This window comes from Paucibacter hankyongi, assembly GCF_037482915.1.
Classification (GTDB): Bacteria; Pseudomonadota; Gammaproteobacteria; order Burkholderiales; family Burkholderiaceae_C; genus Paucibacter_A; species Paucibacter_A hankyongi.
In genome coordinates this window covers 178,325-194,338 of record NZ_JBBHJX010000002.1, presented here as the reverse complement: position 1 = coordinate 194,338, position 16,014 = coordinate 178,325, and the positions used below count along the sequence as shown (strand labels likewise).

Sequence of the window (16,014 nt, the reverse complement as noted above, 5' to 3'; positions counted from 1 at the left end):
TGATGGAGCTGGTGAGATGAATGGACTGATTCAACGTCTTGCGGCCGCCTGCGCGCTTGTGGGGATTTTGATTTCTCCCACCCGCGCTGCTGAACCAGAACGGTTCGCCTTGCTGGTAGGGGTCACTGACTACCTCCAACCGAAGGACTACACGGTGACGGCCTTGAAGGGACCGGGTAACGATGTGGCTGCCATGAAGGCTCTGCTCACCAGGCACTACAAGTTCAAGGATGACGGACATATCAAGGTGCTAACCGGGGCGGCGGCTACGCGAGCAGGCATCGAGGACGCCTTCAAGTCGCACTTGGTCGGCAATGCCAAGAAGAGTCCTGGTGCGGTGGTTGTCTTCTACTTCTCCGGGCATGGCTCTAAGACAGCCGACGTCAACGCGGATGAGGGGGACGGCATCGACGAGACATTGGTGGCGTACGACAGCCGAGGACCGAACGGCAAGGACATCATCGATGACGAGGTGGACGGGTGGCTGAACCAGCTGCGCCAGCACACACCGAACATCACGGTGATCTTTGACAGCTGTCACTCTGGAAGTGCCGCCCGGGGGCTGGAAACCGCGCGGAACCTTCCGCCGAATCCGAACATGCCACAGCCTCCGGCTTCAAGGGGCCTCGAGGGCAACCCGACGCCACACCTCCTTCGAAAGGACACCTACGTAGGCATCTCTGCCGCGATGGCACATGAGTACTCGTACGAGAGTCAGATCGCCGAAGCGGGTGGAAAGGTCCATGGATACTTGACCTGGTTCCTGACACAGACTCTGGATCGTCGTCCGCAGTTGACCTGGCGGCAGGCGATGAACGAGATTCAGCGCGGCGTGGGATCCGTGACTTTGGTGCAGCACCCGTTGGTCGAGGGGTCAATCGACAGGGTCGCTTTTGGCCTGCCCGGAGAGACTGGGACGCCGTACGTGCGCTTGAGCTCGCAAGACGGCAATGGAGGCATCCAGGTGGCTGCGGGAGTGGCTCAAGGGGTGGCCAAAGGTGGGACGCTGGCGATCTACTCACCTGACACTAGAAGATTGGTCGGTGACGGTGGGAAGATCGCCACAGCACAGGTCACGGAGGTTGGGATCGGACTCTCTCGGGCGGTCATCATCGATGGCCAAAAGAAAGGGTTGCCAGCGGATGCGAAGGTGACGATCGTGACGCCGTTCTACGGCACTGATCCCATGCTGATCCTGCTGGACAAAATGCCGGACCAGCAGGCCGATGCCAAGGACATGGCGCTTCTTCAGTCCTTGCGCACCGCGTTTGCTGAAGGGGCGGCTCTTAAAGCTGTGCCAGCAGGCGAGAACTGGATGGCTGCGGTCCAGAAGGGCTGCCTGGCGGGCGAGCGGCTGCATGTTGCAGACGCCCCAACGGGCTGTACGCCCGTTTACTTCATTGGTGGCCGCCAGGCACAGGATGCCATTGTCGCGAAGTACGTGCCGATCGGTTCAGTGGACGCCGCCGACCGCCTTGTGCAAGCATTCAGCCAGCTTGCGAAGGTCTCTGCACTGCGAGCACTAAGCAACCAGAACTCTGCTCTGAGGCTATCGCTCGAGATGATGCAGGTCGACGTATCCGAGACTGCGGCAGGAGAGCTGGTCTTGGGTGCGATCAGGCCGGTCAGCAGGCCTACCAAGCCCCTGTCAGTGCGAGTTGGTGATCGGTTCACCTTCAAGCTGACCAACGACTCGAACAAGGACGTCTACGCTGCTCTCGTTGTGCTGAACGCGAGTGGAACCGTTGAACGGCTGAGCGAGGCGCCGAATGGTGAACTGGTAAAGGCGGGAAAGTCGATGACCTTCAATGCTCCGATCCTCGCCGGGCTCCCTTTGGGACTCGATACCTACAAGGTCATAGCGACGACGAACTCAAACGTGGACTTCTCCGTTCTCGAGTCGCCAGATCGAGCGAGGGCCGTTTGGTCGCCCCTTGAGCGATTCCTTGCTTCTGCCTCGTCAACTGGTTCCCGGGATGGCAGTACCGCCAAGGGTGTCCCGCTCAGTGAGTGGGTAACCGTCCAGGAGAACGTCCAAGTTCTGCCCGCTACTCAAGGAATTGGGAAATGAAGCTACGCGTCGGACTCAAGCAAAGCCTGGTCTGAATGATCGCAACCGGCGCACTCACAACATCGCTGCTTGCCGAGGCGCATAAGCTTTTCCCGTCGCGTCCAGACAGGCTTCCTCCCGGGATCCTGGTAGAGGAAGACCAGTCAAGGGCGGGCTCCCGGCTGACGTTCCGCTACGACGCGTCAACGAAGCGGGCATGAAGCTGACGAAGGATTCGGAAGGGTGGTCCGCCAAGCTGTATGACGATGCTGCAGGCTATTGCACGATCGGCTATGGGCACCTCATCAAGAAGGCGCGTTGCGATGGCAGCGAACTTTCTGAGTTCCTACGAGGCATCACCAAGCTGCGAGGAGCCGAAATCCTCGCAAAGGACATGAGGCTTGCGGAAATCACTGTGATGTTGGAGGTGGTGCCTCAGCTTTCAGACAACCAGTACGCTGCCATCGTCGACTTTGTTTTCAATGTCGGAGGCCTTAATTTCCGAACCTCAACCCTGCTCAAGCGTTTAAACGAAAGCAGGTTTGATGATGTCCCGGCCCAGCTGGGCCGTTGGACGATGGCAAATGGCAAATGGCAAGCAGTTTCCCGGGCTTGTCACGCGGCGCAAAGCAGAGTCAGTTCTGTTCGCGGGCCAAGTTAAGTCGAGGCAGTTGCCGAGCCAGGATGACGACATGTCCAAGATCGACGTCGGGATCGGCGAGAAGCCAAAGCCGTAGAGCAAACTTCACTTCAGGATGGCATCCGATTGGCTGGGTCTCGCGAAGTCGAAGAGGGCTGGGGTCTGCGCGCGGTCGATTGCCTGCGACCGCAGGCGACCATCGATCGCGCCGTCTCGCGACGCGTTGACTGCGCCCCGGCGTCCCGCCTTGATGTCTGCATAGAGTCTTGGAGTCTGCCGCTCCCCCCATTGCAACCACTCGCCCAATGTGAGCTGGCCGTTTCGATTGGCGTCTGCGAACCGCTTTCCGTCTCGCAGCTCCATGCCGTCATGTATGAGGGCGTAGGTGAGGAGTCCGTGCTTGAGCTTGTCGCTCTCCAGGGCAAAGGCATCGACCTGGCTGGCCGCGAGGATTCGCATCGCCTTGTCATAGGCCAGTTGGCCGAGGCCTCTGTCCCCCATCGGACCGGGCTTGAACCCTGGTCGTTCAACGCTGGCCGCAGAGTGGCATGCGTCGATGATCAGGGCCATCTGCCCTACATCGATCGGGCGTAGCCATTCGCTGAGCTCTTCGCTGGACATGAATCGTGACAGTGATGCCCTGCTGGGCACGGGCTCGGCTTTGCCAGAGTCCGAGGCAAGCAGGTAGAAGCGGCCCTGAGGCGTGGTGTGACCATGTCCGGAGAAGGTCATGATCACGAGATCGTCTGGCGTCGCCTTGATGAGCTGGTCTGCCCCGACTACACCGCGCAAAGAGCCCTGGGCTGGCTTGCCGGCAAGGCGAGCGAGGACGTCCCGGATGTTTGTCTTGGTCGCCATCCAGCGTTTGCGGTCGTTCCCTTCGGATGTCAGGCTGACGTTGATCACCTTGTAGCCATCCAGGCGTGAGAGGACGTTAGTCATGGCCCGTGCATCCTTGACCGCGAAATGCAGCTTCCTGCCGGGCTCCTCATAGGAATCCACACCCACGGCAACGATGTAGGCGCGAGGAACCCGAGACTGGACTTGCGAGGGAACAGTGAAGGTCTGCTCGACCGAGGCGCTCTTGACCCGATCCTCGTTGAACGCATAGGCGGTGAACTTCACGACCTGCCCGGGCTTGGTTGTGGGAAGCGACACGACAACTTCCTGGGTCTCTCGCGGCACCAAGGAGCGCTTGCGCCACACTGCACGGTCATCTCCTGCTTCGGCACCTCCAGGCCAGCGCGCGACGAGTTGGCCGTCACGAAAAAGGCGGAGATCAAATGCTTGAGTTGATGTCTTGTTGTTCAGCTGTGTGTCGTCGTTGACCGGGAAGGCCCTGACGCGCACGCGCGCGGTGTCGGCCGTCGGGCCTGGCAGCACGCTCTCTAACTCCACTCGCGGTTGGATTCGATTCAGCGTGGCAATGTTGACGGCCGGACCTGAGTCAGTGCGGCAGTCTGTCGGATTGGTCTTCATGCAAGCGGCTACTCGCTGGCCCAGGCGAGGCTCGAAGAAATCCCGCATGAACACTTCGGCGCGTAGTGGACGCATTGGGTCGTCCGGAAGAAGCCAGCCGATCGCCTCCAGTTCTTCGATGGCAGATGTGTCAAACCTGTCGTTGGCGAGTACCGTAATGCCGGTGGCGGAGATGAAGGTCTCAGATGCAAGAGCCTGCGGCGCGTTTCGATCCCACGTATAGAAGTGGCCGCCTTGCGTGTTCGCAACAAGCATTCGGTCGCCCTGAAGGAGTCCGATCCTCTCGATCCTTCGATTGGGGGGCATACCCCCGAAGGCGCGAATCAGGTCTCCTGTGGATGCGCTGTACTCCCGGAGCTTGTCGCGGCCCGCCACTATGGTGGCCCCATCGGCTGTCCAGGCCACGGCGCTAGACGTGCCTTCGTTGATGCTCCAGACCGGCTGCTCCTGATCGACGCTCCAGACCCCCAAGGTGATGCCTTGCGGGGAGAACGACGCTGCGAAGCGCTTTCCGTCCGGGGACAGCGCGAGCTCTTGCACCTGGCCGCCATGTTGGATGTAGGTTCGCACGATTTGGAGCGTCTTCTTGTCGACCGCGTAGATTCGCCCGTCCCAGGACGCGGTGAGCACGAACGTTCGCTTGGGGACGGCGACGATGTGCCGCACGGAGTCCAAGTGAGTTTTTGATCGGGCCAGGATCTCGCCGGTTCTGAGGCTGAATCTCACTAGCACCCCAGTATCCGGGGAGCGTACTTTCGACGAGTCGAACGCGGCGGCGATGAGTTCCTCATCGTCGGTGAATGTGAAGCTCTCCAGCCAGGGGAACGCCCCTGCAAGGGGAAGCGTGCGCTCTACATCTCCTGTCGAGACATTGCGCGTGACAAGCGATGAACGGGACGACCATGCGGCCATGGAGCTGAACTGGTCCTGCTTTGGACCCAGCTTGACGAGGAAGTTCTCGCTAGGCGGTCGTGGAATTCGGAACAGGAACCGACCTTGCGCGACGTCGTACCCCACGATGCCCTTGCGCAGCCCAAAGACCATGGCTCCGTCGCCTCGGAGCGTGACCGAGCCTTGCTCAAAATCGGACTTGAATCCGCGCGCCTGAACTGCGTCACAGGTAGGGAAGCGTTGCCATATGGATGGGCCGGAATCCCAGCGCGAGATGCCGATCGCAACCCGCCCGTTTGCCGACGTTTGGAGTCGGTCGATATTGGAGGTGAGGTTGCTGCAGACTTCCTCTACGCGCTGTGGATCGAGCTTGGTGCGGACCAAGTTCGTCGAACTGGTCGAGTTCTCGGGGTGATCGACGTGGGCAACTACATAGGCTTCTGTACCCTCGACCGTCGCGGGCTGTATCCCGGTGACCCTCTGCCGGTAGCCATCGAAATCCGAAAGGAGCTTGCCGGTTTCCCAATCCCAGAGACGGAGCGTCGGTCCGATCATGGAGTTGAGGCGTGCACCTCCGGCACCGGTCAGCAGTCGTTTGCCATTGTCCAAAAACTGGATGGCAGACACGTCGTTGCTGTGAGCCTTGGCTGTCCAAAGAAGCGAGCCGTTGTCCACGGACCAGGCGTGGACAGGCCACTCCGGTTGGTCCTTCGGTCGCGTGACCCCACGATCATCAATATTGCCTTGGCCAGCAGCGATCTTTCGGCCGTCGGCAGAAAAGGCCATCGCCGCTATCGGCCCGTCCATCCGAAACTCGGCAACCGGCTTCCAAGACTGCGACACGTCAAGGACTAGGAGGCGCCCGTTGTCATACCCTACCGCCAGCCGGTCACCGCTACTTGAGAACTTCACCTCCGTCGCACTACCCGATGGGATGAAGTGGACTTTGCCGAAACCAGATACTTCAAAGATGTGCAGGCCGTCGGCCGCGCCTACTGCAACGTAGCGTTCTTTAGGATCGATGGCGACTCCATACGACCAACTTGAACCCACGGCAGGACGTGCGATCTCCAGTCCGGTATTCATGTCGATGATCGCGATGCTTGCCATCATTGCCACGGCGCCAAAACGTCCGCTAGGTGAGATTGCCGTTCCGAAGAAGTTTTGGTTGCTCGTGAGCGACGTCACCAAAATGACCTTGGCGGGTTCAGGTACCGGTCCGGCGAAGCAGTGCATCCAGCAGGCGGCAACCATTGTGCAGACAGCCGCTGCGAAAAATCTAGTGGATCGGAACATCGTTGGCGGCCCTCGCAAAGTCGAAGAGAGCGGGGGTTTGAACCTTGCCTGTCGATGGGGTTCGAAACCGGGCATCTACGGCACCGTCACGCGTCCCTGAGACTGCATCACGGCGCTTTGCCTGAATGTCTGCGTACAGCCGGGGTGTTTGCTGTTCGCCCCACCTGAGCCATTCGGCTAACGTGAGCTGACCGTTGCGGTCCTCATCGGCGGCGAGCTTGCCATCCTTGACGACGAATCCGTCATGCACTAGCGCATAGGTGAGGAGGCCGTGCTTGAGGTTCGCGCTCTCAAGGGCAACCGCGTCGGCCTGGCTGCCCGAGAGGATCCGCATTGCCTTATCGTAGGCCAGCTGGCCCAAGCCTCTGTCGCCCATTGGTCCTGGCTTGAAGCCAGGCTGATCGACGAGAGCCGCCGAGTGGCAGGCGTCAATGATCAGCGCCATCTGTCCCGCATCGATGGGCCGCAGCCAATCGCTCAGCTCATCGCTGGAGATGAACTGAGCCAGAGCCTTTGTGCTTGGGGGCTGCTCTATCTGTCCGGTGTCCGATGCCAACAGGTAGAAGCGCCCCTCCGGGGTCGTATATCCATGCCCTGCAAAGGTCATGATCACTAGATCGTCCGGGTTTGCCGGTGCGAGACGCTCGTAGCCTTTCACAGCCGCCAACGAATTGGAAACGGGTTGCCCCGCCAGTCGGGCTAGGACGGCCCGTATGTTTGCCTTCGTCGCTTGCCACTCCTTGGGTATTCGCCCCTGCGAGGTGAGGCTGATGCCGATGACCTCGTACCCGTCTAAGGCAGACAAAGCTTGATGCATCGCCTTGGCGTCATTGACCGCGAACTGCAACTGGCGGCCCGCGTCTTGATAGGAATCGACGCCAATGGTCAGGACGTAGGCGCGTCGATTGCGTTTTCGAATGTCGGCTGGAACTGGATGATCTTTTCTGGCCGTCGCGCTTTTGACTCGATCTTCATTGAATGCATACGCAGTGAAGCTCACAGGGCCTCCCGCACTGGCGGTCGGTAGCGTCACGAGGGCTTCATGCGTGCCTTCAGGAACGAGCGACCGTTTGCGCCAACCGTCCCAATCGTCCGCCACCTCCGGCCCACCCGGCCAGCGCTTGACGAGTTGGCCATTGCGGAAAAGGCGCAGATCGAACGCCTGGGGCGCCGTTCTTCCTCCGCGTCCTGCTGTATCGCCACGGCCAGTAGCCTTTACGCGGACCCTGACTTGATCAGGTGTCGGCCCTGCAGAGATGCTCTCAATTTGAATGTCCGGCTGCATTCGATTGAGCTGGTTCAGAGATCGCGCAGTCGCAAAGGTTGATCCGGAAAGGAGTCGAGGGATTAGGCGTGGCTCAAAGTAGTCCCTCATGAGGATCTCGAGCGGGAGCGGCGAGAGCGGCTTCCCGTCTACAACCCAGTGGACTCCGTTGACATTGCTCAGGTCCATGTTCGTATCAAACCGGCCTGACGGATCCACCGCTACCCAGGCTCCCGTTTTGTCTAGGAACACCATCGTGGCGATGAGCCGTCCGTCCGCTCCGAGCAGTTCGACACGGTCCTCCAATCGCTTGACCCGGAATGGCCGGTTCTCTAGAGTGCCCGTGTCTTGAAACTCACCGTTGGCCGCAGAGAGTCTCGGAACAACGGCTCTGACCAGGGTGCCGCGCTTGACGTCATAGGTCAGCTGGGTGTCGTACCAGGCCTGCACTGCCATGACCGTCGAGTCCGGAGCCATACCTGCGGCCTCTATCCGATTTCCCAAGCTAGACAGGCGAACGACCGGGCGGGAGAACGGCTTGGGCAGTGCCGGATTAACGATGACGATCTCGCCGTTCTCCTGCGCCACAGCAAGATGTGGCTCGGTCGGGTTAAAAGCGATTGCATTGGCCTGCGCTCCTCCCAGATTCCTCGACTCCCCCGCCGTGCCATCAACGCGCCAGGTCCATAGGGTCACCTCTCCATGCCCTTCCTCTATCGCACCGATCAAGCCCAGCTTGGGTTGGAAGGCGAACGCGCCAAGGTTGCCAAAGGCAGTTGGAAGATCACCAAGTGTCTGCAGCGATGGCAGCTCAATCAGTCTTGGCTTGCGGTCCGTGCCGACTACGGTCACTGCGCTGCCGTCGCTGCTCAAGCGTGACGACGTTTCAAGTCCGGGAGTACTGTAGGCTGGATGAATCTCTACGTGCGTGTTCAAGTCCCAGCGACGGACGGCCTGGCGTACTCCATCTACGCAGAGTAGTTCTGAGCGGCCCAGGCTGACCGCAATAGAAGGGGAAGGACGTTCGGCGCACTGGAAGTCCGGGAAAGCCTTTGCCCTTCGGGATATGTCCCAAAACTGCACCTGACCTTCTTCGCCATTTGCAGCAACAACGTAGGATCCTGGTAAGAAGGCGAGCGAAGTTGACTGGGTGCGATTCGGCAAAGAGGCCACCTCGCGGCCGCTAACGGTGTCCCACACGATGATGGTGCGATCGAGGCTTCCTGCTGCGATCAGCCGACCATCCAGCGAATAGGCGACGCCGCGGGCGCTGTGCCGAATGCCACTCTCGACGTAGAGCTCAACGTTCGCGTCGCCAGCGGCCAGCGATAAAGAAGGCAGCAACCCCAGTACATAAACAAACATAAGTGCTCTCATACGCTCCCCATCGGTTTGGCCGCCCGCTTACGCGGCAACTCGGTGTCACACGTCAAGCGATGGCGCTTTAACTGGAGTTATCGCCTCCCCCTTAGCAGCTTGCCTTGGGTTTGCTTCGTGGCAAGTTGTAGTGACTATTGGGCGTGCTGCAGCCGCTTTGCTAGTTAGCACCCCATGGCTGATACTGACGCTGCCGCCAGGAGCTGCGCAATAGGGAATGCTGCGAGACGCGTGGTACCAACTGTTGATGCGTCCGGTCGAATATGGTGATACCAGTGGCGTCGATCGCCCCGCCATGGCTAGGAGAAGCAGAGGACTATCGCTGATAGCAGAGGGCAGTTCGGGACTGCCCAAGCACCATGGAAAACTGGTGGTGCGATCCTGCGCGACCAACAAAGGGAGAGTCTATGGCGCAATTGAACGACCGCTTACGGGCGCCGAGTTTGACGAAGTGAGGGATCGCAGCCTCTGCATAAAGGCCTTTCCGTGCAGGTTCAGTTTCTGACGGGTCGCTGCCTCCAGTAAAGCACAGGCTGGTTTTCGGCCATCGACCACCTCAAAAATGGCCACGTAGAACCAGGCGCGACCTATGTCGCAACAAAGTCACTCGACCACTCCGGCGCATAGCGACTGTCAAACCAGCTTCTTCTTGCTCATTGTTGCCTGGCGGGCACGTCTCCCGAGGTGCGCTGCGGATTTTCATTTTTTCTGACCAATTGCGCTGGAGACTACCGCGACCAGAATTCCTAAGCTGCTTACGTTGCAAATTCGTGCAACGTCAACAGAAAGGAATAACACCCATGGCTACCAAATCAATTGCCAAATCCACTCCCATGACCGGTAAAGCGGCCAGTCGTATTCAGTCACAGACTGCGAAACGTGGGGACGGTCAGGTACCAGCGGACTCATTTGCTGCGAGGGCTCAGCGCGCAGCCGCCCTGAACCAGGAAGCTGGCAAGACTTCCAAGTAACGAGCTTGGGGCGGCTCCTGCCCGGCGCCGCCCCCTAGTACCAACATGCAATTCAGCAAAGAAAAGCGGATCGCTAGTTTGGTCAGAAATTTGGTGGCGGAGGGATGGCGATATCTGCCGAGTCGGAAGCATGGCAAGCTCGTCGTGCCAAATGGACGACAACTATCAATTCCAAGAACACCAAGCGACTGGCGAGCTGGCCTCAATTTTGAGCACGATGTCCATCGGATTTCTCGATCACTCTATCCATGACTAACCCTCCATACCTTCGGTTCGGCGAGTGCGTTCGAGCAATGTGCATCTCCCTGGATACAAAGGCCAGCAACCGGGACGTCGATAGGCTGGCCCGTGAAGGCGACTTTGACTGGGCCAAACTCGACAGTGTGATCAACGATCTTCTGATCGACGGCGCAAGACAATTTCTAGGTCCGGTCGCGGAAGATTTGCTCGCTCCGTGGCTCAAGGCTGTGCGGGAAGACTACAGCCAACTTCTTTTGGACGTACCGCTTGATAGCGTGGATCGAAGTCAAACCCTGCCAGCGCTAATCGAAGAGTTCTTCGCACCTCATGCACTCAGATTGCTCGTCCAATTGCAGGTGCATCGACCAGGCCCGGATCTCGGCAAGCTTCTCAATGACGGACTCCTTCCAATCGCGACGGTTTTCGAATGGCTCGAAGAAAAGGCCTGTGACGGATCGTCGGACGGCAAGCTAGAAAAATTCCTGTATCCGGGAACCACGAACGACCACAAGTCGTTGCGGGACAAAATGGGCAAGTGGCGCAGCGGCGTCGACTTGCCTACTGGTCAGAGCCTTAAGCTGCTGCTGAAAGATATCCGGGCAGAACCGAGCATTCGCGACCATGCCGACGCGGCGGCGGCGTGGCTTCTAGCGGCACGAGCTCTCTACTATTTCGACCAGCTAGGTGCTACGCCAGTTCGCCCGCTATTGCGGGCTCGGCTTGAATCCACTTTGCCTGATGGAAGCCTACGTTTGCGCCTTCAGCGTCTTGTTGACGTAGGCGCATCCGATTGGCCCGAAATGGCTGAACTGGGCAGCCTCATATGGCGGGACTTGTTGCGGACATCGCCGAAATCCCTAGGAGATCAGTTCGACACCCAGCAACGAATCGAGGCACTGAAGGAACTATCTTCAAGACTAGACCCGGACGGCAAAACCGCATACCACCTAGCCTGGATGGAGGGCCGTTGGTTCGCGCTTTCGGGTAGATACGAAGAGGCTCTTCCTCACTACAAGCGGGCCTTCCAGTTGGCCTACTATCGAGCTGGACATCAACTCAAGGACATCGTCGAGGACGCACTATGTATCGCCTCCTTCCTTGCCGACAAGGTTTTCGTCAAGCAATTGAAGCAGGTCGGAATCGTGTTTGGACTGTTTCTACGCCCTGCCAAATCAGAGGTAACTGAGCCTTGGGAGTTGGAGCAGTTTTCCCAGCAACTGTTAGTCCGTTTTCCATCGCATGGCCGGTTTGTGGGGAGTGAGCCCGATATTTCGGAATCACTCTCCCCTGGGTTCATGATGATCTCTTTGTCCGAAGTCGCTGCGATCCAGCCGGATCTCAGAAATCCTGAGAGAGTCCGTGCGGTTCAGTTCAGTAACGGCGTCGTCAGGCGCCACCCACAGCTAAGACTCTTTGCGTCGTTCGGCGAGGCCACCAAGGTCGAGGCTTTGCTTAGTGCCGGGGCTTCGGTTGACTCTCTAGACAGCTCCGGAGCGTCCGCCCTACTTTGCGCCCTTCAGTCTGCACATGACAGGGGCGAGCGCAATGTGCTCGACCTATTGCTGCGCGTCAGGCATCAGACCCCGACTGTGAACGCTCGTACAGAAAGGAAGCAGCTGACTCCGCTGATGTGTGCGATCGATCTCGGAGAGCCAGACGTTGTTATGAGGTTACTGGAGATGGGTGGCGATGCTGATCAACTTGCACTTACTGACCAACAGTCTCCGCTTTACTACACGGTCTCAAAGATCGCCGGGCGAATTTACCCGAACCGGATGCTCGATCACTTGTCGTTTGCATTGCTGAGAGAGCCGGATTCCGTCGGTAGAGACGCGCTCAGGAGATTTGGTGTTGCTTCTGCAGGCGTGTTCGGTGACGACAGTTCACTCATGAAAGCTGCACCATTAATTGCACTTGGGACGGCCAAAGCCATGGTCGCAGAGCATGTGCGGCGGTATTCAGTGGAGAAACTAAGGCAAATCGTGGAGTTGCTCCTGCGCTTCGGCGCCAGTCCCAATCGCGGCCACAGGTACCCGACGCCAGGACGCACACCCCTGATGTTGGCCGCAGAGCTTGATGTCCCGACAGTTTTCGAACTGATGGTTGCCAACCGCGGGGATCCGCTACAGCCGGATGCCGAGGGGTTAAATTGCTTTCAGATCGCAACGGCGTTCCGCGCCCACCGCGTACTCTCTTGGCTGCATCGCAATAGCGCATAGCTGCCATGGTGGGGGCGAAGGCCCGCTTGAGGCCAAAATACGACTCATGGTTTGTCAAATCACCCACGTCCTAGGAGCCCCCAAATGGCAAAAAAGTCGACTGCATCTGAAATCAACATTGGCATTAACGACAAAGACCGAGCTCAGATTGCAGCTGGTCTTAACAAGCTATTAGCCAACACATACACCTTGTATTTGACGACTCACAATTTTCATTGGAACGTGACTGGTCCAATGTTCAATACGCTTCATCAGATGTTCATGCTGCAGTACACAGAACTGTGGAACGCTGTGGATCCAATTGCTGAGCGGGTTCGAGCGCTCGGGCACTTTGCGCAAGGCTCGTACTCCCAAATGAGTAGGTTGACCACTCTGGACGATGTGCCCGAAGCTCCTCCCAAGGCGATGCAGATGGTCAAAATTCTGGTTCAGGGGCACGAGGCAGTTGCCCGTTCGGCCCGGGAGCTGTTTCCACTGGTTGAAAGGGCCGCTGACGAACCTACAGCCGATTTGCTCACCCAGCGCCTCACCGTTCATGAGCAAACTGCCTGGATGCTGCGAAGCTTGCTAGAAGAGTAAGGTGCGAGGCGGATCGGTATGCAGAATCGGGAGGCATACCGGTTTCGTCTCAAACTTAGTGGGCGCACTCCACTAGGGACCGTTAGTTTGTTACTTCGATTCAGTAGGTTTTAGGGTGCAACAGCTCGGAACAACTTCCACTGGAACGTGACCGGGCCGATGTTCAACACCTTGCACCAGATGTTCATGGTGCAGTACACCGAGCTGTGGAATGCGGTGGACCCAATCGCCGAGCGCATCCGCTCGCTGGGCCATGTGGCCCCGGGCTCCTATGCACAGTTCGCCAAACTCAGCTCCTTGAAGGACGCGCCCGCCACGCCGCCCAAGGCGCTGGAGATGGTGCGCATCTTGGTTGAAGGCCACGAAGGCGTGGCCCGCACCGCCCGCGCCCTGTTCCCGATTGCCGACCAGGCCTCGGACGAACCCACCGCCGACCTGCTGACCCAACGCCTGACGGTTCACGAGCAGACGGCGTGGATGCTCCGGAGTCTGTTGGAAGACTGAGCCATCACGGCCTTGCGCAAGGCTTCAAGGACCTGTTTTTCAAATCGGCTACCCTAGAGCCCTTTTGTTTTCATTCGAATGCAGCGTCGCGCATGAACGTCTTCCCCAAGCTATTGCTGAGCCTGCCCTTGCTGTGGGTGGGCAGCGTTAGCGCAGACCCGGCCAACAGCCTGAGTTGGCACGACGCCGTCCATCGCCTGCAGCAGGGTTCCGATCAACTGGCCGGCGCACGCGCCCAGGTGGCGCAACGCCAGGCCCAGGCCGAGGGCATCGCCCAGGCGGGCGGGCCCATCGTCAGCGTCTACGGCGCGGCCTACAGCTACAAAGCCAGCCTGGACCTGGATCTGGACCCGCTCAAGCAAGGCATAGGCAACGCCATCAATCTGCTGCCGCCAGCCATTGCCGGCATGCTGCCGCCCTTGCCACCGCTGCCCTCTAACTACACCATCGAGCGGCGCAACAGCAGCCACACCGCCCTGGTGAATGCGGTGTGGCCGATCTATTTGGGCGGCGCCACCGATGCCTTGCGCGGCGTGGCTGCAGCCCAAGGCGCCGAAGCGCAAGCCGATTTGCAGCACAGCGAAGAAGAAGCACTGGCCGTGCTGGCGCAGCGTTACTTCCAGACCCAGATGGCGCGCCGCGCCGCCGCTCTGCGCGAGGCTGCCGCCGCCGGCGTGGCCGAGCATGACGCCGCCGTGGACAAGATGCTGAAGGCCGGCGTGGCTTCGCAACTGGAGCGCCTGCAGGCCCGCGCCGCGCTGCAAGACGCACAGTACCAGGCCCGCAAAGCACGCAGCGATGCCGAGCTGATTGCCGTCGCCCTGGGCCGAACCCTCAAGCTCGACGGCACCCCGGCACCCAGCACGCCCTTGGCGGTCAGCTCGCAGCCGCTGCCGCCGCTGCAAGACTTCATCGGCAGCGCCCTGACCCTGCACCCCGGCCTGGCCAAGGTGGCCGCCAAAAAGGCCCAGGCCGAGCAACTCAAGGCCGGCTCCAAGGCACTCAACAAACCGCAGGTGTTCGCCTTCGGTCAACGCTCGCTCACCCACAACGGCGACTGGCTCGCCGGTATTGGGGTCAGAGTCAATTTATGGGACTCGCTGGACCATGCCGCGCTGGAGCGCTCGCACCAAAGCCTGATCACCCAGGCCGAAGCCGCCGACGCCCAGGCCCGCAATGACATCGCTCTCTTGGTGGAGCGCCAATGGCGCAGCGCCGAGCAAGCGCGCAGCCAGTACCTGAGCCTGGCAGCGCAAGACGAGTTGGGCCGGGAACTGCTGCGCCTGCGCCAAGTGGGGCTCAAGCAAGGCACCAGCACCGCGCTGGACCTGATCGACGCCGAGCTGAACCTGGCCAAGCTGCGCACCGAGCGCGCCCAGGTCGCTTATGAGCATGTGATGGCCTTGGTCGGCCTGCTGCAGGCCTGCGGGCAGATCGAAAGCCTGGGCGACTATCTGGCGCGCGCCGATTTGCGCTTGGAATGAATCGCGCCTCTGCACAAAACGAAGAAGAAGCTGCTGTCATGAAACTCCCAAAACTGCTCGTTCCCGCGCTGGCCCTGACGGCGCTTGGCGCGGGCGTCTACGCCATGTGGCATCACCAGCCGCCCGCGCCCGAACAGCTGCAAGGCATGATGGAAGCGCGCGAAACCGATATCGCGCCCAAGCTGACCGGCCGCATCGCCGAGCTGCTGGTGCAAGAAGGCCAGCGCATTGAAAAAGGCGCATTGATCCTGCGCATCGACAGCCCCGAGGTCGCGGCCAAGTTGGCGCAGGCCAGCAATGCCGAAGCCGCCGCCTCGGCCGTGGCCTTGAAGGCGCGGAACGGCGCCCGGCCCGAAGAGATCCGCATGGCGCAAGCCAATTACGAGCGCGCCAAGGTCGGCGCCGATTTGGCACGCAAGAGTTTTGAGCGCGTCGACGGGCTCTTCAAAGAAGGCTTGGTGGCTGCGCAGAAACGCGATGAGGCCGAGGCCAATTGGCGCGCTTCTCAAGGCCTGGCCGATGCCGCCAAGGCCCAGGCCGATATGGCCCGCGCCGGCGCCCGCAGCGAAGACCAGGCCGCCGCCGCCGCCCAAGCTCGCCAAGTGGCCGGCGCGGTGCAAGAAGTGGAAGCCGCCCGCGCTGAAACCGAGTTGAAGAGCCCGGTGGCCGGTGAGGTCGCCAAGTTGCTGGCCAAGGCGGGAGAGTTGTCGCCAGCCGGCGTGCCGGTCGTCACCGTGGTGGACCTGAACGATCAATGGGTGCTGCTGAATGTGCGCGAAGACCAGCTCAAGCGCTTCGCCATCGGCCAAGAGTTTGACGCCACCCTGCCCGCGCTGGCCGACAAGAGCGGCGCTAAGGTTCGTTTCAAGGTGACCGCCTCACAAGTGCTGCCCGACTTCGCCACCTGGCGCAGCACCCGCAGCAACCAGGGCTATGACTTGCGCACCTTCGAGGTGAAGGCGCAGCCGCTGAAGCCGATTGCGGGCGCGCGGCCGGGCATGAGCGTGCTGGTCAAGTAAA

8 protein-coding genes and 1 pseudogene are annotated in these 16,014 nt (G+C 60.0%); 7 read left to right on the top strand and 2 right to left on the bottom strand.

Annotation, left to right across the window (positions count from 1 at the left end; translation table 11 throughout):
• The first annotated feature begins 16 nt into the window (after nucleotides 1-16).
• Together WG899_RS04285 and WG899_RS04280 are read left to right on the top strand one after the other, a co-directional pair.
• Entirely contained in the window at nucleotides 17-2,071 is a 2,055-nt protein-coding gene (locus tag WG899_RS04285) for a caspase family protein (RefSeq protein WP_339594385.1), read from the top strand.
• 196 nt (nucleotides 2,072-2,267) lie between these two features.
• Nucleotides 2,268-2,711 (top strand): lysozyme, encoded by a 444-nt coding sequence (locus WG899_RS04280; RefSeq protein WP_339594384.1) that lies wholly within the window; start codon nucleotides 2,268-2,270, stop codon nucleotides 2,709-2,711.
• An 84-nt stretch (nucleotides 2,712-2,795) separates the two neighbouring features.
• Here the strand turns inward: WG899_RS04280 and WG899_RS04275 are convergent, their stop codons facing one another.
• Both WG899_RS04275 and WG899_RS04270 read right to left on the bottom strand, forming a co-directional pair.
• The gene (locus WG899_RS04275) at nucleotides 2,796-6,356 is read right to left on the bottom strand and encodes a caspase family protein (protein WP_339594383.1); all 3,561 of its coding nucleotides are present in this window, start codon (nucleotides 6,354-6,356) and stop codon (nucleotides 2,796-2,798) included.
• Nucleotides 6,340-8,985 carry a caspase family protein gene (locus tag WG899_RS04270; protein WP_339594382.1) on the bottom strand — a complete coding sequence of 882 codons (2,646 nt, stop codon included), beginning with the start codon at nucleotides 8,983-8,985 and terminating at the stop codon, nucleotides 6,340-6,342. The genes WG899_RS04275 and WG899_RS04270 overlap by 17 nt, the downstream gene beginning before the upstream one ends.
• A 1,276-nt stretch (nucleotides 8,986-10,261) precedes the next feature.
• Between WG899_RS04270 and WG899_RS04265 the strand changes: the two genes are divergently transcribed.
• The 5 genes and pseudogenes from WG899_RS04265 (at nucleotide 10,262) to WG899_RS04245 (ending at nucleotide 16,013) form a co-directional block, all read left to right on the top strand.
• Nucleotides 10,262-12,427 carry an ankyrin repeat domain-containing protein gene (locus WG899_RS04265; protein ID WP_339594381.1) on the top strand — a complete coding sequence of 722 codons (2,166 nt, stop codon included), beginning with the start codon at nucleotides 10,262-10,264 and terminating at the stop codon, nucleotides 12,425-12,427.
• A gap of 84 nt (nucleotides 12,428-12,511) precedes the next feature.
• The gene (locus WG899_RS04260; RefSeq protein WP_339594380.1) at nucleotides 12,512-13,006 is read left to right on the top strand and encodes a Dps family protein; all 495 of its coding nucleotides are present in this window, start codon (nucleotides 12,512-12,514) and stop codon (nucleotides 13,004-13,006) included.
• A 129-nt stretch (nucleotides 13,007-13,135) separates the two neighbouring features.
• Nucleotides 13,136-13,510 (top strand): annotated as a pseudogene (locus tag WG899_RS04255) (Dps family protein); the annotation flags it as partial.
• A 92-nt stretch (nucleotides 13,511-13,602) separates the two neighbouring features.
• On the top strand, nucleotides 13,603-14,994 hold the full coding sequence (locus tag WG899_RS04250; RefSeq protein WP_339594379.1) for a TolC family protein: 1,392 nt from the start codon (nucleotides 13,603-13,605) through the stop codon (nucleotides 14,992-14,994).
• Between the two features lie 38 nt (nucleotides 14,995-15,032).
• Nucleotides 15,033-16,013, top strand: a complete 981-nt coding sequence (locus WG899_RS04245) for an HlyD family secretion protein (protein ID WP_339594378.1) — start codon at nucleotides 15,033-15,035, stop codon at nucleotides 16,011-16,013.
• Nucleotide 16,014 lies beyond the last annotated feature (1 nt).